The organism is Streptomyces sp. NPDC088400, assembly GCF_044753355.1.
Lineage (GTDB): Bacteria > Actinomycetota > Actinomycetes > Streptomycetales > Streptomycetaceae > Streptomyces.
On the sequence record NZ_JBIVMZ010000018.1, the window covers coordinates 53,452 to 79,722 of the forward strand.

A 26,271-nucleotide genomic window follows, 5' to 3' on the forward strand; every position below is an offset into this window, starting at 1 on the left:
GACGATGGGCGCATGCGTGCACGCTACGGAGTACCCCTGGGAATCACGGCAGTCGGCGCGGCCGGCCTCGCCTATGCCTTCGGCTTCGAACCCCGTTCGTTCCGGCTACGGCGGATCTCGGTACCGGTGCTGCCGCGCGGGATGCGTGATCTCCGCGTCCTCCAGGTCTCCGACATCCATATGGTGAGCGGCCAGCGCAAGAAGCAGCGCTGGCTCCAGTCGCTGGCGGGGCTGCGCCCCGACTTCGTCGTGAACACCGGCGACAATCTCTCCGACCCCGACGGCGTACCGGAGGTTCTGGACGCGCTGGGCCCGCTGATGGCGTTCCCGGGCGTCTATGTCTTCGGCTCGAACGACTACTACGGCCCGAAGCTCCGCAACCCGGCCCTCTACCTCCTGGAGAAGGCCCAGGGCCGCCACGGCCTGAACGGCAACGCCCCGGCCGTGTCCGCGGTGCACAACCCCTGGGAACCGATGCGCGACGCCTTCGACGCGGCGGGCTGGGTGGGCCTCAGCAACACCCGCGGCCGGCTCAAGATCGACGGCCACGAGATCGCCTTCACCGGCGTCGACGACCCGCACATCAAACGGGACAGGTACGAACGGGTCGCGGGCGGCCCCGAAGCGGACGCGGACCTCTCGATCGGCGTGGTCCACGCCCCGTACCTGCGCTCCCTGGACGCTTTCACCGCCGACGGCTACCCCCTGATCCTGGCGGGCCACACCCACGGCGGCCAGCTCTGCATCCCCTTCTACGGGGCCCTGGTCACCAACTGCGACCTGGACACGGACCGCGTCAAGGGCCTCTCCACCCACCGCTCCGGCGGGAACACCTCGTACATGCACGTCTCGGCGGGCTGCGGCGCCAACCGCTACACCCCCATGCGCTTCGCCTGCCCCCCGGAGGCGACGCTCCTGACCTTGACGGCGCGGGCGTGAGCGGCGGGACGACAGAGATGTACGGCCCGAGGCCGCAGGGGTCGGCCGGGAGGCCATGCCCTGCGGCCTGCGGGCCGCTGGGACGGTCCGCGACCACCTGAAAACCGGATTTCGTCTCCGGCCAGCGGTGGGCTAAAGTAATCGATGTCGCACGGACACGAGCGACATCGGGGTGTAGCGCAGCTTGGCAGCGCGCTTCGTTCGGGACGAAGAGGTCGTGGGTTCAAATCCCGCCACCCCGACAGCTGAAACACCAGGTCAGGCCCGGTACTGAGAGATCAGTACCGGGCCTGATTTGCTATGCGGCTCCGATTTGGGAGCCACCAGGGAGCTCCGACTTCGAGAACCGGCTCCCCGGTGGCTCCCAGCGAGTGGCGTTCCGCACCGCACGTGCGCCCAGCCGGACCTGCCACGGTCTCGGTATGGGGTACCTGACGAACACCCTCATGGCCTTGGCTGGAATCCCAATGGAGCGCCCATCGAGCGCGCTCTCCCACTCCGCGGTGGGGCCGCCATCAGGCCTTCGCGGCCGTCGCGCACCTGCCGAGTGATGTGCGCGCAGCGGGCCTGGGCCGATCCGTCCATGTGGCCCAGGCGCTCGTCCATCGGCTTCGGTGGGGTGCGCAGTTCCTCCGTGCGCGTTCTGTGCGTGTGACGCAGTCCGGGTGAAACATTCCGCCGCCCCCATCGCATCTACATGGTGTAGGCGACGAGGCAAGGGGAGGGCGGCGGATGAGACGGTCACAGGAGAACGGCTTCCGGGAGTTCGCGGCGGCCCGAACGGGGCATCTCTTCCGTTCGGCGTGCCTGTTGACCAGCGGCGACACCCATCTCGCCGAGGATCTGGTGCAGGAGACGCTCGGGCGGATGTATGTGGTGTGGGGCCGGCCGTCGAAGCTCGGCAATCCGGCGGCGTACGCGCAGACCGTTCTTGTGCGTATCTTTCTGGCGCACCAGCGGCGGCGTTCGGCGGGAGAGCGGCCGAGCGACGAGATTCCCGAGGCCTCAGCGACGGCCGCGCAGGGTGACGCGTCGCTGCGGCTCATGCTCCTGGACGCGCTGCGGCAGCTGCCGGCAAAGGACCGGGCGGTGGTTGTGCTGCGGTACTGGGAGGACCGGTCGGTCACGGAGACCGCGGACGTCCTCAACGTCAGCTCCGCAGCCGTGCGCACACGCAGCACCCGTGCACTCGCCCGGCTGAGGGAGCAACTGGGCGGCAGCATCGGAGAGTTCGCCGCGCACTGATCGGTCCGACTGACTTTACGAGAAGTGGTGGTGGTTGGCATGTCTGGAACGCAGGAGGATCTGGACGCGTTCGAAGGCGGGCTCGGTGCCGTGCTACGCCGTACCGGGGAGGACTTCTCCGCGGAGGAGCGCCCGCTGGTGGACGGCGGCATCGTGCGCGGCCGGCGGGGGCTGCGGCGCAGGCGGGTCGCAGCCGTGACCGGCAGCGTCGCGGCACTCGCGGTCGTGGGGTTCGGGGCGTCGTACGCCACAGGGGTGTTCGGCGACGGTTCGGGACAGGGCAGCGGGGGCGTGGCCGCGCAGCCGAAGGTGCGGGAGACCGGCCCTTCGGCGAAGTCGTCGCCCGGCGGGGCGCCGCAGCTCTCGGCGCAGCAGGTGATCGAGCGGTTGGCGGGGCTGCTGCCGAAGGGGAAAGTCAGCGGGCAAGCAGGGCGCGGCACGGCCCACCAGTTCGGGCCATCGGCGCACCTCGTCTTCGACGACGGCAAGGGCAAGGCGGCGATCGGCGTGAGCGTCGGCTCCGTCGACCCGGACGGCACGGAGGCGGAGCAGCAGCTGGAATGCCCCGACAAGACCTTCGTACCGTACGACTCCTGCCGGAACGAGACGCTCACCGACGGTTCGCGGCTGACGGTGGTGCGCGGGTACGAATACCCTGACAAACGCGTGGACACCAAGCGGTGGCACGCCTATCTCGTGACCCCCGACGGTTACTCGGTCGATGCCAGCGAGTGGAACGCCCCCGCGGAGAAGGATGCCGCCGTTTCACGGGGCGAACCCCCGCTCACTGTTGGTCAGTTGAAGGCACTCGTCATCTCCGACGAGTGGCGGCCCGTGATGAACGCTCTGGGAAAGGCGGCCCCGGAGCCAGTACATCAGCCACCGGCGCAGGGGCAGGACAGCCCGGCGATCCTGAAAAAGCTCGAGTCGCTGCTGCCCGTGTCCGCGAAGGTGGCCTCCAAGCGCGATGACGGCGGATACGCGTACGTCGTCGTGGATGACGGCAAGGGCGCGAGCCTGGTGGAGATCAACGTGCAGCCGAACATGTCCGACGTGGAGGGAGAGCTGTTCGGGTCCGGGACGGAGGTGCTGCCGGACGGGACGAAGGTCGTCACGCATCAGGGCCCCGGCGAGAAGGGCGGTGCGGGCGTGGTGATGTGGACCGCCGACACCATCCGCACGGACGGCCTCCGGGTCGTGGTGTCCGCGATCAATTCCGGGGCCCCGCGGGCAGCGGCCACGCGGCAGACCCCCGCACTGACCATGCAGCAGCTGAAGTCGATCGCTACGAGCGGGAAGTGGGCCGAAGAGTAGGGCCGTAGGCAGGCAACGCACCTGCTCCTTCCGATAGTTCGGGAGGCGGGCCCCTTCGGGATGCCCGCCTCCCGACAGTCTTCACCCAGGTCGCCCATGCCCGCCGTCGGATCGACCTGATTACCGATGAGGGACGCTGCGACGCGGTTCAGGATCGGGCAGCATCCGGTCCAGCCGGCGCGGCAGCCACCAGGCGCTCTTCCCTGCCAGTGCGAGGATCGCCGGCACCAGGGTCATCCTGATCAGGAAGGCATCGACGAGGATTCCGACGGCGAGGCCCAGGGCGATCGGCTTGAGCGTGAGGTCCTCCGCGGTCACGAAGCTCGCGAACACGGAGAACATGATCAGGGCAGCCGCGGTGACGACGCGTGAGGCGTGGCGTGAACCTGCGATCACGGACTCGCGATGCCTGCCGGTGTGAACGAATTCCTCGCGCATCCTCGATACGAGAAAGACCTCGTAGTCCATCGCAAGGCCGAACAGGACCGCGATCAGGATGATCGGCATGAAACTGAATACAGGCCCCGTGGTCGGAACTCCGAACAGACCGGCGAGCCAGCCCCATTGGAAGACCGCGACGACCGTGCCGAACGCCGCCCCGACGGAGAGCAGGAATCCGAAGACTGCCTTGACGGGGATCACGATCGAGCGGAAAACCAACAGCAGCAGGATCAGCGCGAGTCCGACGACGATCGCGGCGAAGGGCAGCAGTGACGAGGTGAGCCGGTCGGACACATCGATGGCCGCGGCGGTGGAGCCGGTGACCAGCACGTCGGCGCCCGCCGCGGCGCCCAGTTCGGGGGCGGCGGCGCGGATGTCTCGTACGAGCCGTTCCGTCGCCTCGTCCCGGGGCCCGTCCTTCGGCACCACGGTCAGGATCGCCGTCCGGGCGTCCTCGCCGAACTGCGGTGGGCTCACGGATATGACCTCGGGCAGACGCAACCGGTCGATGCCGGTCGCGACCTCCGTGGCCGTGGGCTCGGGGTCGCCGCCTTCCTCGGTCTGTACGAGGACGAGCAGCCGGCCGTTGCGACCGGGGCCGAACGCGTCGGAGATCAGGTCGTAGGCCTTGCGCTGTGTCGACTCCGGCGCCGCGGTGCCGTTGTCGGGCATGGCAAGGGTCAGTTGAGCGGCAGGAACCGCCATCAGGCCAAGGCCGATGACGACGCCCACCACGGTGACCAGAGGCCTGCGCGTGACCAGCCGGGCCCAACGCTCGCCGCCGTACCGTCGCTCGCCGGGCACGGCCCGCTCCCGACGGTCGGCCCGCGAGCCGGGCGTGGGCCGAAGTCGCGTTCCGGCGAAGCCGAGCAGGGCGGGCAGCAGGGTGATGGCCACCAGCACCGCCGTCAGTACCGTGCCCGCGGCGGCCAGACCCATCACGCTGAGGAACGGGATACCGACGACCGACAGGCCGGAGAGCGCGATGATCACGGTCAGGCCCGCGAAGACCACGGCGCTGCCCGCGGTTCCGGTGGCTCGTGCCGCGGACTCCTCGGCGTCCATGCCGGAGGCCAGCTGGGTACGGTGCCGGGACAGGATGAGCAGGGCGTAGTCGATGCCCACGGCCAGGCCGACCATCAGCGCCAGGCTCGGCGCGGTGGACGACACCGTGGCGACGTTCGACACCAGCATCAGCCCGAGCAGCCCGATGGCCAGCCCGACAAGCGCCGTGAGCAGGGGCAGTCCGGCCGCGAGCAGCGATCCGAAGGTGAGAACGAGCACGATGACCGCGACGGCGAGGCCGACCAGTTCACCGATCCCGACCTCCAGACCGGCGGTGCTGTAGATCGTGCCGCCGACCTCGGCCCGCAGACCGCTCGACCGCGCCTCCTCGGCGATCTCCTCAAGGGCGATGACGCTGGAATCGTTCAGCGCGTCGCGTTTGATCGGGTACAGCACCTGAGCGAGCGCCGTGCGCCGGTCGGCCGAGACGGACTTCGCCTCGAAGGGGTCCACCGCACTCTCCACCTGCGGCGCCTTCCCGGCGGCCGCGACCGTCTTCCGGACAACGGCCCGGTAAGCGGGATCGTCGACCGTCGAACCCTTCGGAGCGACGAACACGAGCTGCGCCGTGACGCCGGTGGAGGCGGGCTGCGACTTCTCAAGCAAGTCGATGCCCTTCTGTGACTGGGAGCCGGGGATGGTGGCCTCGCTGTCGAGATGCGAGCCGAATGCCGCCAGGCCGCCGCCCACCAGCACGATCAGGAGCAGCCAGCCGGCGAGGAAGGGACCGCGGTGACGGAACGCCGCCCTGCCCAGGGAGTGGAGCAGACTGGTCATGACTCGTTCCCTGAGGTGTCGGAGCCGGTACGAGCGTCGACGTGCGGGCCGAGCAGCGCGGCGAGGACCGTGGACAGGGCCCGCTCCACGCTGTCGGCGTCGATCGCGGGATCGGCGACGCACTCGTTCGAGAGGCCGTTGCACAGGCAGTGCAGGATCAGCGCGGCCAGATCGGCGCTGACCGCGGGCCGCACGCCGGTCCGTTCGACCACTTCGGTGATCGACCGGGCCGCCGCCGCGCGCTGGGCGCGGCGCAGCGGTGTGAGGATCTCCCTCGTCCGTTCGTCGCGGGCGGCGCGGGCCGCGAACTCGATCCCGAGCTGCCCGCGTTCGGCGTCGTCGACGATCCGGCGGGCGACTGTCCGGGCGGCCTGGCCGACCCCTGCCGCAGGGTCGGCGGATTCGCGGATCTCCGTCATCACCATGGCGAACTCTGTGTCGGCGGCGGCTCCGAGGACCGCGCCGAAAAGCTCCTGCTTGCCGGTGAAGTTGGAATAGACGGCGCCCTTGGTGAAACCGGCCGCGTTGGCGATGTCCTCCAACCTGCTTTCCTCATAGCCCTTTTCGGCGAACGACCGCGCGGCCGCGGTCAGCAGGCGGCGGCGCACCTCGTCGCGGGGCACACGGGGGATCGGGCCTTCCGGATGGCTCTCCGTGACGTCGATCGGGGGTTTAGCTGAATACTCGGGGTATTCGATACCCGAAGTACCGTGATTCGACCGGGCTTCGTCTGCGGCCGGTAAGTGCATCGTCGTTTCCTTGTCGTGAGGAAGGACAGCAGGGCTCAGCCGACGGTGCGCAGAGAGGGGCCGTGTTCGGTGCAATTCCTGACCGCGTGAGGCCGTTCGTGTCCGTGGGCGCGTCGGCCTTCTCGCTGTCGCTGCCCGTCCTGGCTGTGGGCTGGGCTGGACTCATGACGCTACGGAGAGATCAGCGAGGCTTCGATGCGGTCCGCCCCCAGATTTTCGGGGGGCTAACCCCCGGCCCCGCTGTCCGGTCAACCTCTCTGAGCAGGTCCGGGCAAGGGGCAACCATCGGTACGGCGACACGATCCTCTCGCGAGGACGGCGAGGGTCGGCATGTCGCGTCCGGGCATACCGGTCGGGCCAGGGGCTCTTCCCCATCCGGCCGGGTGAGCTGACGCACCAGGCACGATTCGGGTACGCGTAGTCTCCACCGCGACGAAGGCACGGGCACTGCACCCAGCCCTCCGCCCGTTCCCGAAGACTTCGACGGTGGGCTGTTCCCCACGCTCACGCGTTGTTCTGAGTCGTACGCCAACGCGCCCCGCGCCCGGTGCGACCATGCGCGGGGCGCGGGCCGTTGAGGCGTCAGCCTTCCACGGCGTACGTTACGAAGTTCGCCCAGGCGCCGGGCGCGAGCGCGAGTCGAGGGCCTTCGACGTTCTTGGAGTCGCGGACATGCACGGTGCCGGGGGTGGTGGCGATTTCGATGCAGGAGTTGCCGTCGTTGCCGCCGCTGTAGCTGCTCTTGAACCACGCCAGTTCGGAGGCGTCCCCGGCGGAGGCCTTGCGCATCATGTCTCTCCTAGAAGTCTTCCGATGAAGGCCAGCGACTCCCGTTGGGGGGCCTGCGCCCGGATGGTGCCATATTGCAGCTCCAGGATGCGGAGATGCTTCGGACCGGAGACGGGCCGACCGTTGAAAAGGCCGTCGGAGCGCCCTACCGCTGTACCGTCCGGGAACTCCAGCAGATCGATCCTGCCGTCCAGCCCGGAGTGTGCCTCGGTGTTGGTCGGCATCATCTGAAGCGTGACGTTGCGCAACCGCCCCGCCTCCAGCAGACGTTCGAGCTGCTTCCGGGGCTGGGGGCTCCCGTCGGATCCCGCCCGTCACCTCGTGGCCGAACTGGCGGCCAACGCCGCCTCCCACGGACGCGTCTCCATGCGGGACTTCCGCCTCACGCTCCACCTCGCCGGGGACATCCTCCGTATCGAGGTCGCGGACACGCGCGGTGAACGGCTGCCCGAACTCCAGCGGCCCGCCCCGGACTCCGAGTCGGGGCGTGGACTGCTTCTCGTGGACGCGCTCGCCGAACGCTGGGGCGTCACCGAGGGCCGCTTCCCGCGCAAAACCGTCTGGGCCGAACTGCGCGTCGCGCGACCGGAACCCGTTCCGTCGCGCTCCGGTGCCGCCGGTGGTCTTTCCCAAAGAACGTGAGGAGAAAGAAACCCACCAAGCCCCACCCCACCCGCCCGTCGCTCACGCTCATACTCACACGGGCGGGTGAACTACCCCGGTTCAGCTGGATTTCGTATCCCCTGACTGCTTTACGCTCAGCGAGATACACACCAACCCAGAACAGACGTCGGCCCCCGGCCGGGAGTAGCGTCCCGATCCGAGGGCCTGACCACCGAGGAAGAAGAAGCTTCCCGATGGATACTCAAAACACTAGCGCGCCCCCGCACGCGCCGTCAGCCGTACTCGGCGGCCCACGCCCCGCACGGACGAACCCACGTCCCCGCGTTCGCTCTTCGGCCGCTCATCCCGCCGGTGTCGTACACGACAACGTCCGCCACACCACCCGCTTCACAGTCATCGGCAACCACCTCGCCCAGCACCACGAGCTGTCGCTGCTCGCCATCGGTCTCGGCGTGCACATCCAGTCGCTGCCCGTCGGAGCCCGCATCGACATCAAGACCCTGGTCGGCCGCTTCCCCGAGGGCGCGAGCCGGATCGCCGCCGCGTTACGCGAACTTGAGGCGTACGGCTACCTGCGCCGCGTCCGCGAACGCACCCCCTCCGGCCGCATCGTCACCCGTACGATCTCCTGCAACCAGCCGACGGCGGCCCGGCACCACGCCACCACCGCGACCGTACGCACCGCCACATCGGTCGGCTTCCCGCTCCCGTTGCCGTCGGCGCAGGCGGCTCACGCAGCGGACCCCGACCAGAGCCACACGGCCCCCGACAAGCGGCCCGCACCCACGCGTCCCGCGCCCCGCAAGACGCGCCCGCTGCCCGGCGTACCCCAGCCCGCCTACTCTTCCCCGGATCTCCTCCGAGCGGCCACGGACGTCCTCAGCGACCTGCGCGCCCACGACCCCCGCCTTCTCCTCTCCGCCTGCGACACGGCCCACCTGGCCCCCGGTGTCGCCGCCTGGCTGGAGCGCGATGTGGCCCCCGACGCCCTGCGCCACGCCCTGACCAGCGACCTGCCACCCGAGGGCCCGCGCCGCCCGGCCGCCCTGCTGGCCCACCGCCTCAACGCCCAACTGCCGCCCCCGCCGCCGTTCCGCGCACCGGCTGCCCCACCGCCCGTACGGCACCCCCTTCAGAACTGCGACCGCTGCGACCGCGCCTTCCGCGCGCCGGAACCGGGCCGCTGCGACGGCTGCCGCACAGCCGCGCCCACGGAAGCCCCGGCCCCGGTCGAGGAGCCGTACCAAATGCCGCACCCGGACGGGCTCGACGCTCCCCGCTTGAGCTGGGGGTACGCGTTCGAGTGACCCTCGGTCGCGGCCCTCCTTGGTGAGGCCGGTATGGGCACTGGCCCCGGATACCGGAGGCTCAGGCCCCAACGTCACTGATGTGCCGTACCGGAGCGTGCGTCGCGCGCTCCGTCAGCTGCCCGACCATCAGCCGCACCACGGTCACGACATCGGGGTCATCGACGAAATACACCTGCCGACGGCCTTCGCGCCGTGACCGTACGAGACCGGCCGGCTTCAGCTTGGTCAGATGCTGGCTCACGGCGGGAAGCGCGCCGCCCACCCGCTCGGCGAGCCCGCTCACATCGCACTCGCCCTGGGACAGCGCCCAGACGATGTGCAGCCGTGCCGACGATGCCAGCAGCCCGAACGCGGCGGCCGCTTCCGCCAGCACCCCGGCGGGAGGGTCACCGAGGTCGCCGACACCTGCCGTCACGATCGTTCTCCCGTCCCAACCGTCGCAACCGTCCCACGCGGCCCGTCGACCCGAATACCGAACCCGTCGGGCCGGTTTAGGACCCGCCCACTTCCGCCCGGTGTCGTGCCCGGCCGGAGTCTCAGGGGCGCGCGGGCTGGTCGTCCCGCTCGACGATGGTGCCGGTGACGATACGAGGCTCGCCCTCCCGCCCCGCGCCACCGGTAACGGCACCATCGGCCTGGCCGGTGGCCGAGCCGGAGCCGGACTCCTGGGCCGCTTTCCCGTCCTCCTTCAGCGCCTTCGCCTCACTCTTGAGGATGCGCGCGGACTTGCCCGCGGAACGGGCCAGCTCAGGCAGCTTCTTCGCCCCGAGAACCAACACGATGATGATGAGGATCAGGGCCACTTCGCCAATGCCGAACATCAGGTTTGCTCTCTCCCGGGAACCGAAAGTGACCGATGGCTCGGTCGGAGCATCGGCATCTACAGTGCTGTAGAAGTATCCAGCACGGCACGGGAACCCAACAAGCCCACATCCGGCCGACCCCGACGCTCTCGCGGCGCCGGGGCCACCGGAAGGGAGTTGCCCGAACGGAGTCGTCGGAACGGCGTTACCGCTCGGAACGGCGTTACCGCGACGAAGTTATCGGAACTGGTCGCGCGCCCCGAGCGCCTTCTTGATCGCGCGGTACCGCGCGAGGAGCACCGGTCGCATCCAGCGCACCGGCATCGGGAAGTTGCCCATCATGACCTCGTACCCCGGGATCGGTCCCGGGTCCCCCATCAGCCCGAACACCAGGTGCGGGCCCACGTGGGGGGCTCCGTCGACGATCGCCTCGCGCAGTCGCGGGACGTCCTCGTCCGGCACCTTCGGGAACAGATCCAGCAGGACCGGCTCCTCCTCCTCGAAGTGCCTGGTCAGAAGGGCCTGAAGACCCTGCACCGCCGGCAGCCCGGACAGGGCGGCCCGGCCGACCACGACCAACACCGCCTCGCGCTCGCCCGGCAGCCGCGGGGCGTCGATCGCGTCGACCGCCCTGGAGAGGGCGTGCAGCTCGACATCGATCGCCGGATGCTCGGCGGTCACCCGGTCGAGCTCGGCGACCGCTTCGGGGAAACGGTCACGCAGGACCGGCCAGAACTGCCCGTCTTCGCTCACCTGATGGCGGTGGACGAACTCGATCAGCCAGCGGGCCGCACCCACCAGCACCTTGACGTCGACAGGTTCGCCGGCGACGAGGCGCTCGAACGACTCGGACACGAGGGCGGTCCCCCGGCGCATGATCGTGTGTACGGCCAGGAACTCCTCGTACATGCGCGCTTGCCCGGTTCGGAGTGTGACTGGAGCAGCCATCATGGGTCCTCAAATCTCGATGAGCGCATGGCGTACACCTCACGCCATGCGCACTAAGTCCAATTTTACCTCCCCTATGCCATATTTCTGCCATGAAATGTACGTTTAAAGCGATGTGAGCATTTACAATTCGCGCCACCCAGCGCGCGCAGGGTCACAGCCCCCGGCACACCGGCGGATCGTGGCCGTGAGCGGCCGCTCGCGGGAGTTATCCACAGGCTGAGGGGGACGCTGACGGGATGTCGGCGGCCGGGCGCAGAATGGGGTCATGACTGAGATCACCGGTTCGACACCGGAGTGGGAGAAGCGCTTCCGGGCGCCGCGGGTATCGCTGCCCGACTGGGCGGAGGACGCGCCGGAGCGGGCGCTGTTCGTGTCCAACGCGACGGGGACGTACGAGCTGTACGCGTGGGATCGCGCGACCGGCGAGCAGCGCCAGGCGACGGACCGGCCGAACGGGACGACGGACGGGGTGCTCTCGCTCGACGGCGAGTGGATCTGGTGGTTCTCGGACACGGACGGGGACGAGTTCGGGGTCTGGATGCGCCAGCCGTTCACCGGCGGCCTCGACGAGCCGGCGGTGCAGGGGCTCGCCGCCTCCTATCCGGCCGGGCTCGCGCTCGGGCGGGACGGCACGGCGGTCGTCGGGCGGTCGACCGACGAGGAGGGCTCGACGCTCCATGTCGTACGGCCCGGGGAAGCGCCCATAGAGATCTACCGGCACCGGGAGTCGGCCGGGGTCGGAGATCTGTCGCACGACGGGGCGCTGGTCGCGATCGAGCACACCGAGCACGGGGACGCGATGCACTCGGCGGTACGGGTGCTGCGGCTGGACGGCTCGACGGTGGCCGAGTTGGACGACACCGAGGGCGGCACGCGCGAGCTGGGGCTCGAAGTGCTGGGGTTCGCACCGGTGGAAGGGGACAGCCGGCTGCTCATCGGCCATCAGCGGCGAGGCCGCTGGGAGCCCTTCGTCTGGGACCCGCTGACCGGTGAGGAGACCGCCCTCGCGATCGAGCTGGCCGGCGATGTCAACGCGGAGTGGTATCCGGACGGCTCGGGGCTGCTGATCGCGCACAGCTTCGAGGCACGCGCCGAGCTGTGGCGCTATGACTTCGCCAAGGCCGCGCTGGTCCAGGTGGAGACCCCGACCGGGACGGTCTCGGGGGCGACGGCCCGGCCGGACGGAAGCGTGGAGTACCTGTGGTCGTCGGCGGCCCGGCCTCCGGAGGTTCGGTCCACGGCCGGCGGGGTGGTGCTCGACCCGCCGGGGGCCGCGGCACCCGCCTCGGTGCCGGTCGAGGACGCCTGGGTCGAGGGGCCGGGCGGGCGGGTGCACGCCCTGGTGCAGCGGCCGACGGGAGAGGGCCCGTTCCCGACGGTCTTCGAGATCCACGGCGGCCCGACGTGGCACGACAGCGACGCGTTCGCCTCAGGACCGGCCGCATGGGTCGACCACGGATTCGCCGTCGTGCGGGTCAACTACCGCGGCTCCACCGGTTACGGACGGGAGTGGACCGACGCCCTCAAGCACCGGGTCGGGCTGATCGAGCTGGAGGACATCGCGGCGGTCCGCGAGTGGGCTGTCTCCTCCGGCCTGGCCGACCCGGCGAAGCTGGTCCTGTCGGGCGGGTCGTGGGGCGGCTATCTGACGCTGCTCGGCCTCGGCACACAGCCCGACGCCTGGGCGGCGGGGCTCGCGGCGGTGCCGGTCGCCGACTATGTGACGGCGTACCACGACGAGATGGAGGCCCTCAAGGCGATGGACCGCACCCTGCTGGGTGGCACGCCGGAGGAGGTGCCGGAGCGCTTCGCGGCGTCGTCGCCGCTGACGTACGTCGACGCGGTGCGGGCACCGGTCTACATCTCGGCGGGCGTGAACGACCCCCGGTGCCCGATCCGCCAGGTGGAGAACTACGTGGACCGGCTGGCGGCCCGTGGCGCGGTCCACGAGGTGTACCGCTACGACGCGGGTCATGGCTCGCTGGTCGTCGAGGAACGGATCAAGCAGGTGCGGCTGGAGCTGGACTTCGCGACGAAGCACCTGGGCCTGGACTGAGCCGAGAGGACTGGAGACCGGGGATCGCACTGGGACTGGGCCCTGTGACTGGGACTGGGCCTGGGACTGGACCGAGGCTGAGCCCGGGGCCTGGCTGAGCCGGAGTTCAGCCAGGACTGTCCCTCCCTCAGGGCTGAAGACGGCGTGGGTACAAGGACGGCAGAGAGGAGAGACGGGCTCGACACCCGGGCCCCGGGACCGAGTGGTGGAGCGGCGTTCCGTACCGTGGAGGGGTGTACCGGTTCTTGGTGACTCCGCGATGGTGGGGGATCAACGTCTTCGTCGTGCTGGCGATCCCCGTTTGTATTTTTATGGGGACCTGGCAGCTCAGTCGCTTCGAGGACCGGGTGGACACCCACCAGGCGGCCAAGGAGCGGCCCGATCCCGCGAAGCGTCCCGCGGTGGCGGTGGAGACGTTGCTGCCGGTCGACCAGGAGACATCCGGGCGGCACGCCACGGCGAGTGGCCGGTACGGGGACCAGTTCCTGGTGCCCGACCGGCGGCTGGACGGCGCGAACGGCTCGTACGTGCTGACCATGCTGCGTACCGACGGCGGCCAGGCGCTGCCGGTGGTGCGCGGCTGGCTGGCCGACGGCCGTAAGGCACCCGCGCCGCCCACCGGAGAGGTCACGGTGACCGGGGCGCTCCAGGCGTCCGAGTCGACCGGGTCCGACGGGGTGACCGCGGGCGGCGGGCTGCCGCAGGGGCAGCTGGGCATGATCAGCGCCGCGTCGCTGGTCAATGTCGTGCCGTACGACGTGTACAACGCCTGGATCACCGTCGACCGGGCGTCGGACGGGTTGCGGCCGGTGCCCGCGACCGCGCCGCAGAACACCGGGCTGGACCTCAAGGCGTTCCAGAACCTCGGCTACACGGGCGAGTGGTTCGTGTTCGCCGGCTTTGTGGTCTTCATGTGGTTCCGGCTGTTCCGGCGCGAGGTGGAAGCGATCAAGGACCGGGCGCTCGGGCTGGAAACCGCCGCGTAGCGCCCCGAGCCTTCGTCACGCCGTCTTCGTCATGTCGCCTTTGTCACGCCGCCTTCGTCACGTCGCGGCGAGGATGCCTGTCCGGTAGATCGTGCCCGCACACGCGTTGGGGATCGTCGCCTGGGCGGTCGGCTGTCCGGCCTCCGGGGTGTGCGACACCGAGACGCTGCCGTCGGCCGTGCCGCCGTCGTCGCGCAGTTGGGTCTCCGCGCCCGACCCGTCCGAACCGGAGCCCGTGCCGGTGTCCGGACCGGCGCTGGTTCCGCCGGACGCACCGTCATCCGTGGGCGAGGGGTCGGGCGAGGCGCCCGTTGTCGGACAGCTGTCCGCCGGCACCCAGGCGAACTTCACCTCGTACGCGCCGTTCGGCGGCAGCACCAGCGCCGTCGACTCCTGGGACGGGTCGGGCAGACCGGCCGCCGCGTCGCCCGGGGTGTGCGCCACGACGGTGATTCTGGCCTGATCGGCGGCGCCCAGGGCCTGGAAGCCGACCGTGCCACGGCCGGTGACCGAGCAGTCGGCGCCCGAGACGTTGGCGATACGGAAGGTGCCGTACACCGTGCCGCCGGAGTCGGGCGCGCCCGCCTCGGCGGCGGAGATGGCGAGCTGGCCGGCGCCGCAGCTGCCCGAGGAGGCGGTGTAGCTGTCGGCGGGCTTGGAGCTGTCGCCCTTCTCGCCGCCCGACGCCTCCGACTCGGGGTCGTCCTTCTTGTCCTTCTTACCGGGGTCGTTCTCCTCGGCGGACACCTTGTCGGAAGGGCGGTCCTTGTCCCGCGCTGCGCCGTCTCCAGGCTTGTCGGCGTCCGTGCCGCCCTGTGCCTCCTGGCGGTGGCCGGCGTTGACGGGGTGATCGTCCGACGTGCCGCCGGAGTTAGCGACATGGACGAACGCGGGGACCGCCGTACCGATCAGCAGCGCCGCGGCGGCCATACCGACGATGGCCTGGCGCTTCCTGGCCCGCCGGGCCGGTACCGCCTTGCGCAGCTGGTCGAGGGCTCCGTCGGACGGCCGCAGGTCCGCCACGGCACCCCGCATCAGGCGGCGCAGTGCCAGTTCGTCCCCGTCGTCGAAGTCGTCGAAGAGCTCACTCAGGTCGCCGTCCGGGCCACCGCCCGAACCGCCACCCAGAGAACTCAGGCCACGCAAACCGCCTGAGGCACCCGAACCACCGTGAACGTCGCCGTGGACGTCAGCGCCCAGGCCACCGGTCAGGTCACCATTCAGGTCGCTACGGGAATCCTCGCCCCGTTCGGCACCCGGCTCCCCGTCCGCACCACCACCACTGTCACTGCCGGTAACGCTGCCGCCGCTGTCACTGTCACTGTCGGCACCCGTATCACCGGGGCCGCTCAGCTCTTTCTCCGGCCCGTTGTTCACAATTCCGTTTCCAGTCAGGTCGTTCAACGACGCGTCCGGGCCGGCGGGCCCGCCCTCATGGCCTTCGCCACGGCGGAATCCGCGCCGGCCCTTCCGCTCACTCATGTGGTGGCCTCCATGGCGACGCGAAGCGCCGCTATGCCGCGTGAGCCGTAGGCCTTCACCGAGCCCAGGGATATCCCCAGGGTCTCGGCGACCTGCGCCTCGGTCATGTCCGCGAAGTACCGGAGAGAGAGCACCTCACGCTGCCTGCGCTGCAACCCGCGCATCGCCTTGATCAGCGCGTCCCGCTCCAGCAGGTCGTACGCGCCCTCTTCGGCGCTCGCCATGTCGGGCATCGGCTTCGAGAGCAGCTTGAGGCCGAGGATGCGACGGCGCAGCGCGGACCGGGAGAGGTTCACCACGGTCTGGCGCAGATACGCCAGCGTCTTCTCCGGTTCCCGTACGCGGTTGCGGGCGGAGTGCACCCGGATGAAGGCCTCCTGGACAACGTCCTCGCAGGAGGCGGTGTCGTCCAGCAGGAGGGCCGCGAGACCGAGCAGCGACCGGTAATGGGCGCGATAGGTTTCGGTCAGATGATCGACGGTGGTGCCCGCTGCCATCGCTTCGTCAGCGCCCTCGCGCTGCGACGGCAGGCGAGCCGGACGCGCGGCGGGCATGGGAGCGATCACCGGCATGCCACCGGGATCGCGGGGCCGCCGGAGCGGGCGCACTGTCGCGCCGCGAGCCGGGCCGACCGCTGTGATGTCGAGAACCTCTGCCACTGCCACGCCTGTTGGACACGCTTCCCCCCGTCAGGGTTGTACGCGCGCGGCAGCCCTCTTGACGTTGCACCAATTGTCCTCATGCGTACCGGATCCCCCCCAATGCCCCAACTCTGTGAGCGCCACACAGGGGCGCGCACAGAGACGCCTCCCGACCGGCCTGCGGTTGCGGAGCTCTCGCGGGAAGACGAACGCACATAGTCGAACACGACAACGTCCCAGTTCAAGTGGCATGGGTAAGACACTCGGTCACAGGACGTTCACGGATCCTACAAAGTTTTAAGGGTCATTGGCTTCCCTGTTTGAGCCGATCGACCTCGGCCACGCGTCGGCCGCCGTCCGTGACCGTCCGTCGCGTGACTGGACCACCGGCCGTTCCGTGACCTGGAGTTACGGCTTCGCGCGCTCCGCGGCGACGGCCTCGGCGATCTGCGCGGTGTTCAGCGCGGCGCCCTTACGGAGGTTGTCACCGCAGACGAACAGTTCCAGCGCCCGGGGATCGTCCAGCGAGCGCCGTACGCGGCCCACCCACGTCGGGTCGGTCCCCACCACATCGGCGGGCGTGGGGAAATCGCCCGCCTCCGGATCGTCGAAGAGGACCACGCCCGGCGAGGTCGCCAGGATCTCGTGCGCCCGCTCGACCGTGACCTCGCGCTCGAAGCGCGCGTGCACGGTCAGGGAGTGCGCGGTGATCACCGGAACGTGGACGCAGGTCGCCGCCACCCGCAGTTCCGGCAGGTCCAGGACCTTCCGGGTCTCCTCGCGTATCGCCATCTCTTCCGAGGACCAGCCGCCCTGCCGGGCCGAACCGGCCCACGGCACGACGTTGAGCGCCAGCGGCGCGGGGAAGGGTCCGGTGGTGTCGCCCACCGCGCGGCGCACATCGCCCGGGTGCGTGCCCAGTTCCGTACCGGCGACGAGGGAGAGCTGGTCGCGGAGCGCGGTGACGCCGTCCTGGCCCGCGGCGCTGACCGCCTGGTACGAGGAGACGATCAGCTCACGCACACCGAACTCGGCGTGCAGCGCGCCCACCGTGACGATCATCGAGAGTGTGGCGCAGCCCGGACTCGCGACGATGCCGCGCGGCCGGGTCCGTACGGCATGGGGGTTCAGCTCGGGTACGACCAGTGGTACGTCGGGATCCATCCGGAACGCGGCCGAATTGTCCACGACGACCACGCCCCGGGCCGCGGCGACCGGTGCCCAATGGGCGGACACCGTGTCCGGTACGAGAAACAGGGCGACGTCGACGCCGTCGAAGACCTGCTCGGAGAGCCCGAGGACCTCGGTCTCCTCGCCGCGTACGGTCAGCTTGCGGCCGTCCGTACGCGGTGAGGCGATCAGCCGGATGTCACCCCAGATGTCGGCGTGCTGCGACAGGATCTGGAGCATAACGGCGCCGACGGCCCCGGTCGCACCCACGACCGCGAGCGTCGGCCTGCCGTTCATCGCGCGGCGCTTCCGCTTCCGCCCGCCGCCGGGCACCCCTGACGACAGGGATGCCCGTACGGCCGCGGAGACGGACGACGCGTCATCGTCCGGTGCCTCCGTAGACCACGGCCTCGTCGGAGTCGCTGTCGAGACCGAAGGCGCTGTGCACGGCGCGCACGGCCTCGGTGACCTCGTCGGCGCGGGTGACGACCGAGATACGGATCTCGGAGGTCGAGATCAGCTCGATGTTCACGCCCGCGTCCGACAGCGCTTCGAAGAAGCCCGCGGTGACGCCCGGGTTGGTCTTCATGCCGGCGCCGACGAGCGAGATCTTGGCGATCTGGTCGTCGTAACGCAGCGACTCGAACCCGATCGTCGACTTCGTCTTCTCCAGCGCGTCGATCGCCTTGCGCCCCTCGGTCTTCGGGAGGGTGAAGGAGATGTCGGTCAGACCGGTCGTCGCGGCGGAGACGTTCTGCACCACCATGTCGATGTTGATCTCGTTGTCCGCGATCGCACGGAAGATCGTCGCGGCCTCGCCGGGCTTGTCGGGGACGCCGACGACCGTGATCTTCGCCTCGGAGGTGTCATGGGCGACACCGGAGATGATGGCCTGCTCCACCTTGCGGTCCCCTTGCAGCTCGTTGCTGACCCATGTGCCTTGCAGCCCTGAGAACGAGGAGCGTACATGGATCGGAATGTTGTAACGGCGTGCGTACTCGACGCACCGGTGCAGCAGCACCTTGGAGCCGGAACTGGCCAGCTCCAGCATGTCCTCGAAGGAGATCCGGTCGATCTTGCGGGCCTTCGTCACGACCCGGGGGTCGGCGGTGAAGACACCGTCCACATCGGTGTAGATCTCACATACCTCGGCCTCCAGCGCTGCCGCGAGGGCGACCGCGGTGGTGTCCGAGCCGCCACGTCCCAGGGTAGTGATGTCCTTCTTGTCCTGGGAGACTCCCTGGAATCCCGCGACGATGGCGATATTGCCCTCGTCCAGCGCGGTCTTGATCCGGCCCGGCGTGACATCGATGATGCGCGCTTTGTTGTGGACCGAGTCGGTGATGACACCCGCCTGGCTTCCGGTGAACGACTGGGCCTTGTGGCCCAGGTTTTTGATCGCCATGGCCAGCAGGGCCATGGAGATCCGCTCTCCGGCGGTCAGCAGCATGTCGAACTCACGGCCGGCAGGGATCGGGGATACCTGTCCGGCGAGATCGATCAACTCGTCCGTCGTGTCGCCCATCGCCGAAACCACGACGACCACCTGGTGGCCGTTCTTCTTGGCGTCGACGATTCGCTTGGCGACCCGCTTGATGCCCTCGGCATCGGCTACGGAGGAGCCTCCGTACTTCTGCACGACAAGGCCCACGTGCGCTCCTCGCTCGGTTCATTGCTGTCGGCTCATTTTACCGAGCGGCCGTATGACGCCCCGGTTATACCGCATCGTGAGATGTCCCGCTCACTCTGTGATCACCCAGGAGGCGGACACGGCCGCTCGATGAGAATGCATGCCCCCGATGTCCCGGGGCACGCAGGAACGTGGGGCGCGTCACACAGGAGGCCCTGACATCTGCCTGGCTACCGCCTGGCCCCTCCTGCCTGCCCTGCGCCTACCCTCGTCTGCCTACCGCTCGGTAGGCGAGACCGGACGCGTTGGGGGTCGTGCCGTTGTAGAGACCGGTTTGGCTCGTCTGGGTGGACAGGGTGAACCAGGAGTAGCGCTCCACGTACGACTGGCTCTCCAGCATCGCCGTCGACGAGCGGACGAAGTCTGCCTGCTCCTGCGCGCTGGGGAAGCGGGGGCTGCTGCCGGAGAAGTCGATCAAGGCGTACTCGGTCAGCCAGATCGGCTTGTGGTAGCGGTTGTAGACGGCCTGGAGGTATCCGCGCAGCTGCTCGGCCGCGGCCCCGCTGAAGTCACCGCCGTACCAGTGCAGCGGGATGAAGTCGACGCGGTAGCCGCGCGCGGCGGCCCCGGACATGAACCGGTCCAGCCAGCCGCCCGGGGTGTCGCCGCCGTAGGCGACGGAGGGCGCGCCGAGGCGCATGCCCGTCGATTGCAGGCGCGGCCACAGGTTCAGCGCCTGCTCGACCGTCATGTTGGCCTGCGCCGCCATGTCGGGCTCGTTGAAGCCGAGGAGCTGGGTGCCCTGCGCCTTGGCCTTGGCCAGTTCGGCGTCGGTGACCGAGCCGGCTCCCCAGATCATCGGTACGAACTCGGTGCCCGCCGGCTTGGCGACGCTGCCCGGGGTCGTGGCCCAGCTGTAGTACCAGGACGCGCCGACGTCGGCGAGGGCCTGCGAAGCACCGGTGACGGAGTTCACGCTCACGCCCTTGCGCGACGACGCGGCGACCTCGGCGTTCGCCGCGGGGCCGAAGAAGGCCGCGAACAGCAGGGCCAGCAGCGGCGCGAGGACCAGCAGCGGCCGGCGGAAAGGCGACGGGGAGGGAAAGAGAGAAGAAGGAGAGGGAGGCACGGAGGAAGAGCTGTTCATGGAGCTTGCTCCAACAGGGTGTGGGGGATGGAGAATTGGTCTGCCCCGGCGTCAGTGGAAAGTGACCGTGAACCCGCTGCACGCCCGGCACTGGCGCATCACCTGGTTGCCCGGAACCGTGTCCTGCTTCGACCACGCATAGGCCTTGGGGCATTGGGCGTTGATCGCCCTGCTGTAGTTGGTCTGCGCGTCACGGTTGGGGTTGACGCAGAGCATCGGCGCGCCCGTGGCGGGGTCCTTGGTCAGGTTCTCGGGCGGGCAGTACGGCAGCAGTTGGTTCGAGCAGCCCATCTCGGCGCATTCGCCGCCGTCCGGCGGGGGCGCGACACCGACCGGGGTGATCGTCACCGGCAGCGAGACCGCGTTGACGTAGCTGACGTTGTACCAGGGCGCCAGCGAGTCCCGCGGATCGAAGTTGAACTCCGCCAGGCTCGCGGGCTGTTCAGCGGTGCTGCAACGGTCGGCGTACGGTCCGCAGTCGGCGACCTTGCAGTGGAACGTACTGCCCGAGTTGCCGCCGCAGCCGGTCCGCGCGAAGAACTTGCCGCGCCAGTGACCGGCACCGGAGTTCTCCGGGATGGTGATGGTGGCCGACCGGCCGCTGTCCAGCGCGGGCAGACCGGTGAGTACCGCCGAACCGTCGGCGTTGACCGTACTGCCGATCCACACGCGCTGAGCGGACTTGTTGACGAAGGTGACGGTGTGCTCCGCGGCGACCGCCGCGTGCGCCCCGGGACCGGCGGTGCCGGCCAGAACGCAAGTGAAGGCCAGCAGGACAGCTGCCAGCGCGGAACGGATGTTCACACGAAGACGGCTATGAAAAGTCATGCCTGTCGCCTTTCGAGAGGCCGAACAACAGAAGAAGCATCATGGCCATGCCAATTTCGCGGATGACATCTCTGCAGAATGGTCTGAACCAAAGATGTCCGCCAGGCGCTTTTGAGACCGGTCCGAGTCCGGTTCGGGTCACCCCCCTCCGGGGGACGGCTGCCGTGTTCACCTCACGCGACCAGCGAGCCACACCCAGGGACAGGGCGCAGCCATGATGGGGCGGCACACAGGAGCGAGCGACCAGAAACACGAAATGCAAGCATTCCGTGATCGTCCGTGTACACAGGGCATCCCAGGCGGATAGCATGATCAGCGTAGGGGGGGACATGAAGTTTGAGCAGCGAATGTTCGCGCGCGCAAGACTGTTCGAGATGCTGGACGACTTGCACGGCACTGGGTTCGAAGACTTCTTCCACACGTTGATGTGTATGCGATACCCGGACTTTCTGGACGTGCGTACCGCCGGAAGCCTCGGCGACATGGGAGCCGACGGAATCAGTCTGCACGACCGAAAGCTGTACGCGGTCTACGCGCCGCAGACATTCAGCATGGCCAAAGTTGAGAAGAAGTTCACCTCCGATCTGGCCAAAGCACTCGCCAAGCGCAGCGGGCAATTCGAGACCTTCGTGTTCGTCCACAACGACCGGCGCGGCATACATCCGCAGATCACCGAGCTCCTGGCGCAGTCTCGTACGACGCACGCACCGATCAAGTTCGAGCAGATGGGCAGTCACGGGTTCTGGAGAGAGTGCATGCAGCTTGATCAACTGCACGCGGAGGAAGTGCTCCGATGCCCCATTCCCATCAGCTACGCCGAGTACAGCGTGGGACTGGAGGATCTGCGGCCTCTCCTCAAGCATCTCAGCGACCACCGAGTGACAGCGGATCCTCTGATGCCGCTGCCGGTGGTCCACCAGGAGAAACTGGACTTCAACAAGCTGACCGGCGACACCCGGGAGGACCTCATGCGGGGCATGCGCCGCAGCCACCTGGTGGATGTCTTCTACGACGGCGGGTTACGGGAAGCAGAACATGACGAGGTCGCCCGCGGCTTCCGCCTGTACTACGAGCAGGTGTGTCACCGACGGAGCGATCCCGATGAGATCCTGTGGGACTTGGAAGAGTATGTGATGGGCAACCAGCGTCAGCAGCACAAAGTGCAGCGCGCCGCATGGGTGGTGCTCGCCCATTTCTTCGAGCGATGCGACATCTTCGAAGCTCCGCCCACCGGATGGGCCAGTAGCCTCACCACAGGACAATCAACATGATCACGCCCACGAAGGGGATCGCTCCCGACCGCAGCTTGCTGGCGGTCGGTGCGCAGATCGTCATGCAACTGGACGAACCGCGGACGGTCAGCCAGGCATGGGCACGGTTCAAGCGCTGGCGCACCGAACACCGGCATTACTCACCAGTGTCGTTCGAATGGTTTGTGCTCGCCCTCGACGTTTTGTACGCGATGGGCACAGTGGAGCTCCACCAGGATCTGCTGACAAGGGTCAGGAGGGATACAGATGCTGCGCCGTCTGAGCGCTAACGACAGCCGGTTCAAGACCGTTTCGTTCCATGACGGCCTGAACCTCCTGGTAGCGGATACGACCGAGGATTCCTCCCCGAACGACAGCCGCAACAGCAGCGGCAAGTCCAGCGTCATCGAGCTTATCCACTTCCTGCTGGGCGCGCGGGCGGCAGGGGCTCCGCCGAGCAAGAAAGCGTTGAAACGCATGACGTTCACGCTGGAGATGGAGTGGCCCACCCTCGACGGCGGGCTGCTCTGCGTGCGGCGCAGTGGCGCTCGTCCGGGCACGGTCGTTCTCAGCCCCGATGTATCGAGCAGCGGCAACAGCAACAACGCCCTGTTCGATACGCCCGGCCCTGCCGAGATCTCCCTTCCGGAGTGGAATCGCTGTATCGAGCGCGATCTGTTCTCTGTACCGGCGGATACTGACGGTGTCAGTGGGCGTGTCATGCTGTCGTTCCTTGCCCGGCGGGAGTCCGCGCACGGTTTCAACGAGGCGACACGGACGTTTGCCCGACAGGCGGAAGCAGAGGCGACCACCAATCTGGCCTATCTCCTGGGTCTTGACTGGCAACTGGCTGACGGGTACCGACAGCTCAAAGCCCGCGAAGAGACCAGAGCCCAGCTACGCAAGGCCGTCAACGATCCGGTATGGGGCCGAATTGTAGGGAACACAGCCGATCTCCGAGGCCAGATCACCCTCGCCCAGGATCAGGTCGCACGCCTCCAGCAGCAAGTCAGCTCCTACCAAGTCGTCCCACAGTACGAGGATCTGAAAACACAGGCCGACGCCCTGAACGCACAAATCAAACAGCTCGCCCAGGACGATGTCATCGACACACACAACCTGGCAGAACTCCGCCAGGCAGTCACCGAGACAGCCGACGTAGAAGTCGATTACCTGGAGCCGGTGTACCGCGAGCTGGGCATCGTATTGAGCCCTCAGATCCGTCGGCGCTTCGAGGACGTTCAGGCCTTCCATCACTCCATCGTCCGTAACCGGCGCCGGTACCTGGAAGAAGAGATCACCGAGCGCAGCGTCAGAATGGCCGAGCGTCGTACTGAGCGCGCCCGGCTGGGCGAGGAGCAAGCCCGACTGCTGCGACTGCTCAACGAGGGCGGCGCCCTGGAAGCCTTGACGGTCCTTCAGCAGGCCTTGGCTCGCGAGGAGGCCACGCTCGCAACGCTTCGTCACCGCTATGACGCGGCACAGACCCTTGAGGCCAGCGCACTCCAGATCAAGGCGAAGCGGCTGGAGCTGGAACAAGCCGTCAACAACGATCTCGAAGAGCGGTTGCAGCAGACCGACGAGGCCACCCTGTTGTTCTCCCAGTTCGCCGAGCGTTTGTACAGAGAACGCCGTCAGGCTTATCTCGCCATCAAGGCCGGGCGTAGCAGCCTGAAGATCACACCGACCATCGACAGCGACGACAGCCGCGGCATCCACAGCATGGTCATCTTCTGCTTCGACCTCACCGTGGCGGTACTCGCCCACCGGCACGGCCGCGGCCCCGATTTCCTCATCCATGACAGCCACCTGTTCGACGGAGTCGACGAAAGGCAGTTGGCAGCGGCTTTCCTCCTGGCCTCTGAAGTCGCCGAGCGGGAAGGCATGCAGTACATCGCGACAATCAACAGCGACGATCTGCGCAAGACGGAACGGCACGGGTTCGACAGCAGCCAGTACGTCTGCAGCCCACGGCTGACGGACACCCTGGAAACGGGCGGCCTCTTCGGCTTCCGCTTCTGACCGGCCACGCCCCTACTGACAAGGGCGACTTCGACGCGGGCGCACAGAACTGTGCGCCCGCGTCGGGTCAGCCCGCCCGGGCTGCTTACCCAGCTGGCTTTGCCGCTCGGGCGAGCGTCGCTCGTGAGCGGTGCTACTCGGCGGCCGTCAGCGCACCCAGCGCGCTCGCCTGGGTGCGCCAGTCCGTCACGTTGGGACTCGTGCCCGCCCACCGCTGGCCGAGCCTGTTGAGCGAGTCGCGGTCGTCGGCCCACAGCGTGTCCGCCTGTTTCAGGGCGAACTGCCGGTACGTGGCCGAACCCGTGGCGTCCGTGAGGTCGCCGAGGTACCGCATGAAGACGCCCTTGAACTGCTTCTGGTTGTCGTCGCAGGACCTCTGCCCGACATCGCAGGACTCGGTGAGCACCCCGCCGCTGGTCAACTCCGTACTCGACAGGGCGGAATCGGCCAGATGCCGCGCGGTGGCCGCCGCCGTCGCGTTCCCGGTGCCCCGCCACAGCTCGACCAGGCCGCCGATGGCGAGACCCTGGTTGTAACTCCACACGGTCTGGCCGTTGTTGCGGCAGTCCGTGGTCAGCCCGTCGTTGACCAGGCCGGACGCGTTGATCAAACCGCTCGACACGAACCAGTTCCCGGCGGCGGTCGCCCGCGCGCCCCACACCGTGTCGTTGGCGACGCGCCGGTGCAGGGAAGCGGTCAGACGCAGATACAGCCCGGCCGTCACGGAGTTCTTGTACGTACGCTCGCGGTCCCACCACATACCGCCGCCACAGGTGCCGGTGTCCCAGTACTGGCGCAGGTAGTCGGCGATCGTGACCGCCTCGTCAAGGTAGCGGGGGTCGCGGGTGTAGTCGTACGCCGTCACCCAGGCCATCCCCCACCACGCGGTGTCGTCGATGGAACGGCTGATGAAGTGGCCCTCGATCGGGTCCGTCGCGCGCTCGCCGGCCGCGAACGTGCCCTTGTTCTTGTCGAAGGTGCGCGCGACGACCCAGTCGTAGTCATGCGTTCCGGTACGCCGGACGGAGTCGATCAGGGCGGTCAGGGTGGCCGCCGAGTTCCACCAACTGCTGCGCCACCAGCCCTCGTTCGGGTCGTACGACGACATCAGGGCGTCCGCCGCCGCGCGCGACCGGGACGGTGTCGCCCGTACCCACGACGTGCAGCTGCCCTCCGGGTGGCCGGCCTCCCGGCCGCAGGCGCGGACCGCCCCGCCGTACAGCAGGCCGCGTGGGTCGCGGGTGGCGAACATCGCCGTACGGGTCGCCGCCTCGCCGCCCGGCACGCTCGTACGGCCCAGCGAGGAACCGTCCGGCCAACTCGCCCCGGCGTCCCAGGACCGGTCCAGCCAGATCTCGTCGCCGGGGCCACCGCTCTCGATGCTGCCCCAGGCCATGGAGTTCTTCTGGTCCATGTGCAGCCGGATGGTGCGGCCGTAGAGGGTGGTGGACGGGACCGGCTGGTCGTCACCGGCCGCCTGCCCCGCGCCCGTACCGTCGCAGAGCGTGTCGCACACGGTCGGGTAGATCCACGCCGTACAGCCCACCCCGGCCGCGTCGGCGCAGGCGCGGACCCAGCCGCGCCGGTGGCCACGGGGATCGGTGAGGTTGTACATCAGCGTTCTGGTGCCGGTCCAGGTGCCGGGGATGGTCGCCTTGCCGAGCAGCGGCTCCCAGGTGGCGCCGGCGTCCCAGGACCGGTCGAGCCAGACCGAGTCGCCGGTCAGCCCGTTGTCGACGCTGGCCCACGCCATGCCGTCCGGATCGGACGCGTGCAGGCGCAGGCCGCGGCCGTTGATGTCCTTGGCGGGGACGGGGAAGCTCTCGCGCTGGGCCTTCGAGGGGTCGAGCGTGTCGCAGGACAGGGAACAGACCGCGGCAGCGGCCGAGTTGGAGGCGGTGGCATTCGCAGTGCCAGTGGCAGTGGCATTCCCAGTGGCAGCAGTGGCAGCAGTGGAGTTGGGGGCAGGGGCGGAAGCGGCTTGCGCCGGGGCAGCGACCAGAGCGGCGACGACGGCCATGACCAGGACCGGCCCGGACCACCCGGGCACGC

At 68.8% G+C, this 26,271-nt stretch carries 23 protein-coding genes, 1 tRNA gene and 1 pseudogene; 11 read left to right on the plus strand and 14 right to left on the minus strand.

Going from position 1 to position 26,271, the window contains the following annotated elements; translation table 11 throughout:
* The first annotated feature begins 12 nt into the window (after window positions 1-12).
* The 4 genes from ACIQD6_RS32460 to ACIQD6_RS32475 all read left to right on the plus strand — a co-directional run bounded on the left by ACIQD6_RS32460 (window position 13) and on the right by ACIQD6_RS32475 (window position 3,498).
* Window positions 13-939 (plus strand): metallophosphoesterase, encoded by a 927-nt coding sequence (locus tag ACIQD6_RS32460; protein ID WP_401889594.1) that lies wholly within the window; start codon window positions 13-15, stop codon window positions 937-939.
* Window positions 940-1,107: 168 nt separating this feature from the next.
* Window positions 1,108-1,181: transfer RNA gene (locus ACIQD6_RS32465), tRNA-Pro, on the plus strand.
* Window positions 1,182-1,671: 490 nt separating this feature from the next.
* Entirely contained in the window at window positions 1,672-2,184 is a 513-nt protein-coding gene (locus ACIQD6_RS32470) for a SigE family RNA polymerase sigma factor (protein WP_401889596.1), read from the plus strand.
* 39 nt (window positions 2,185-2,223) lie between these two features.
* Window positions 2,224-3,498: a hypothetical protein gene (locus ACIQD6_RS32475; protein WP_401889598.1), complete on the plus strand. Its 1,275-nt coding sequence runs from the start codon at window positions 2,224-2,226 to the stop codon at window positions 3,496-3,498.
* Window positions 3,499-3,618: 120 nt separating this feature from the next.
* Here the strand turns inward: ACIQD6_RS32475 and ACIQD6_RS32480 are convergent, their stop codons facing one another.
* From ACIQD6_RS32480 to ACIQD6_RS32495, 4 genes and pseudogenes are all read right to left on the minus strand, one after another.
* The gene (locus ACIQD6_RS32480) at window positions 3,619-5,781 is read right to left on the minus strand and encodes an MMPL family transporter (protein WP_401889600.1); all 2,163 of its coding nucleotides are present in this window, start codon (window positions 5,779-5,781) and stop codon (window positions 3,619-3,621) included.
* Window positions 5,778-6,404, minus strand: coding sequence for a TetR/AcrR family transcriptional regulator (locus ACIQD6_RS32485; protein WP_401889603.1), 627 nt, complete (start codon window positions 6,402-6,404; stop codon window positions 5,778-5,780). Before ACIQD6_RS32485 ends, ACIQD6_RS32480 begins: the two co-directional genes overlap by 4 nt.
* A 708-nt stretch (window positions 6,405-7,112) precedes the next feature.
* The gene (locus ACIQD6_RS32490) at window positions 7,113-7,322 is read right to left on the minus strand and encodes a DUF397 domain-containing protein (protein WP_401889605.1); all 210 of its coding nucleotides are present in this window, start codon (window positions 7,320-7,322) and stop codon (window positions 7,113-7,115) included.
* Window positions 7,319-7,603, minus strand: a pseudogene (locus tag ACIQD6_RS32495) (Scr1 family TA system antitoxin-like transcriptional regulator); the annotation flags it as partial. The gene ACIQD6_RS32490 and the pseudogene ACIQD6_RS32495, both read right to left, overlap by 4 nt.
* Here ACIQD6_RS32495 and ACIQD6_RS32500 point away from each other — a divergent pair.
* Together ACIQD6_RS32500 and ACIQD6_RS32505 are read left to right on the plus strand one after the other, a co-directional pair.
* Complete coding sequence (locus ACIQD6_RS32500) at window positions 7,554-7,961, plus strand: ATP-binding protein (RefSeq protein ID WP_401889607.1); 408 nt, start codon at window positions 7,554-7,556, stop codon at window positions 7,959-7,961. The pseudogene ACIQD6_RS32495 and the gene ACIQD6_RS32500 overlap by 50 nt on opposite strands.
* Window positions 7,962-8,176: 215 nt before the next feature.
* Window positions 8,177-9,250, plus strand: a complete 1,074-nt coding sequence (locus ACIQD6_RS32505) for a helix-turn-helix domain-containing protein (RefSeq protein ID WP_401889609.1) — start codon at window positions 8,177-8,179, stop codon at window positions 9,248-9,250.
* Between the two features lie 61 nt (window positions 9,251-9,311).
* On the opposite strand, the gene ACIQD6_RS32510 is transcribed toward ACIQD6_RS32505, so the two are convergent.
* The 3 genes from ACIQD6_RS32510 to ACIQD6_RS32520 all read right to left on the minus strand — a co-directional run bounded on the left by ACIQD6_RS32510 (window position 9,312) and on the right by ACIQD6_RS32520 (window position 11,004).
* The gene (locus ACIQD6_RS32510) at window positions 9,312-9,671 is read right to left on the minus strand and encodes an ArsR/SmtB family transcription factor (protein WP_401889814.1); all 360 of its coding nucleotides are present in this window, start codon (window positions 9,669-9,671) and stop codon (window positions 9,312-9,314) included.
* A gap of 118 nt (window positions 9,672-9,789) precedes the next feature.
* Window positions 9,790-10,074, minus strand: a complete 285-nt coding sequence (locus tag ACIQD6_RS32515) for a twin-arginine translocase TatA/TatE family subunit (protein ID WP_401889612.1) — start codon at window positions 10,072-10,074, stop codon at window positions 9,790-9,792.
* 219 nt (window positions 10,075-10,293) lie between these two features.
* Complete coding sequence (locus ACIQD6_RS32520) at window positions 10,294-11,004, minus strand: hemerythrin domain-containing protein (protein ID WP_401889614.1); 711 nt, start codon at window positions 11,002-11,004, stop codon at window positions 10,294-10,296.
* Window positions 11,005-11,272: 268 nt separating this feature from the next.
* Here ACIQD6_RS32520 and ACIQD6_RS32525 point away from each other — a divergent pair, with 268 nt between their 5' ends.
* Entirely contained in the window at window positions 11,273-13,063 is a 1,791-nt protein-coding gene (locus tag ACIQD6_RS32525; protein WP_401889616.1) for a prolyl oligopeptidase family serine peptidase, read from the plus strand.
* A gap of 233 nt (window positions 13,064-13,296) precedes the next feature.
* Window positions 13,297-14,049, plus strand: a complete 753-nt coding sequence (locus ACIQD6_RS32530; protein ID WP_401889619.1) for an SURF1 family protein — start codon at window positions 13,297-13,299, stop codon at window positions 14,047-14,049.
* Between the two features lie 57 nt (window positions 14,050-14,106).
* Here ACIQD6_RS32530 and ACIQD6_RS32535 read toward each other — a convergent pair whose 3' ends face one another.
* From ACIQD6_RS32535 to ACIQD6_RS32560, 6 genes are all read right to left on the minus strand, one after another.
* Window positions 14,107-15,531 carry a hypothetical protein gene (locus ACIQD6_RS32535; protein WP_401889622.1) on the minus strand — a complete coding sequence of 475 codons (1,425 nt, stop codon included), beginning with the start codon at window positions 15,529-15,531 and terminating at the stop codon, window positions 14,107-14,109.
* On the minus strand, window positions 15,528-16,190 hold the full coding sequence (locus tag ACIQD6_RS32540; protein WP_401889817.1) for a SigE family RNA polymerase sigma factor: 663 nt from the start codon (window positions 16,188-16,190) through the stop codon (window positions 15,528-15,530). Before ACIQD6_RS32540 ends, ACIQD6_RS32535 begins: the two co-directional genes overlap by 4 nt.
* A 390-nt stretch (window positions 16,191-16,580) precedes the next feature.
* Window positions 16,581-17,639 carry an aspartate-semialdehyde dehydrogenase gene (locus tag ACIQD6_RS32545; protein ID WP_401889624.1) on the minus strand — a complete coding sequence of 353 codons (1,059 nt, stop codon included), beginning with the start codon at window positions 17,637-17,639 and terminating at the stop codon, window positions 16,581-16,583.
* 82 nt (window positions 17,640-17,721) lie between these two features.
* The gene (locus ACIQD6_RS32550) at window positions 17,722-18,993 is read right to left on the minus strand and encodes an aspartate kinase (protein WP_401889627.1); all 1,272 of its coding nucleotides are present in this window, start codon (window positions 18,991-18,993) and stop codon (window positions 17,722-17,724) included.
* Window positions 18,994-19,234: 241 nt separating this feature from the next.
* A complete protein-coding gene (locus ACIQD6_RS32555; protein WP_401889629.1) occupies window positions 19,235-20,119 on the minus strand; it encodes a glycoside hydrolase family protein in 885 nt (294 codons plus the stop codon).
* Between the two features lie 51 nt (window positions 20,120-20,170).
* A complete protein-coding gene (locus ACIQD6_RS32560; protein ID WP_401889631.1) occupies window positions 20,171-20,923 on the minus strand; it encodes a thaumatin family protein in 753 nt (250 codons plus the stop codon).
* Window positions 20,924-21,276: 353 nt separating this feature from the next.
* Here ACIQD6_RS32560 and ACIQD6_RS32565 point away from each other — a divergent pair, with 353 nt between their 5' ends.
* The 3 genes from ACIQD6_RS32565 to ACIQD6_RS32575 are packed head-to-tail and all read left to right on the plus strand — an operon-like array spanning window position 21,277 to window position 24,219.
* Complete coding sequence (locus tag ACIQD6_RS32565) at window positions 21,277-22,218, plus strand: ABC-three component system protein (protein ID WP_401889632.1); 942 nt, start codon at window positions 21,277-21,279, stop codon at window positions 22,216-22,218.
* The gene (locus ACIQD6_RS32570; protein ID WP_401889635.1) at window positions 22,215-22,487 is read left to right on the plus strand and encodes an ABC-three component system middle component 6; all 273 of its coding nucleotides are present in this window, start codon (window positions 22,215-22,217) and stop codon (window positions 22,485-22,487) included. The genes ACIQD6_RS32565 and ACIQD6_RS32570 overlap by 4 nt, the downstream gene beginning before the upstream one ends.
* Window positions 22,465-24,219, plus strand: coding sequence for an ABC-three component system protein (locus ACIQD6_RS32575; protein WP_401889638.1), 1,755 nt, complete (start codon window positions 22,465-22,467; stop codon window positions 24,217-24,219). Before ACIQD6_RS32570 ends, ACIQD6_RS32575 begins: the two co-directional genes overlap by 23 nt.
* A 133-nt stretch (window positions 24,220-24,352) precedes the next feature.
* Here ACIQD6_RS32575 and ACIQD6_RS32580 read toward each other — a convergent pair whose 3' ends face one another.
* A complete protein-coding gene (locus ACIQD6_RS32580) occupies window positions 24,353-26,269 on the minus strand; it encodes a glycoside hydrolase family 76 protein (protein WP_401889640.1) in 1,917 nt (638 codons plus the stop codon).
* Window positions 26,270-26,271 lie beyond the last annotated feature (2 nt).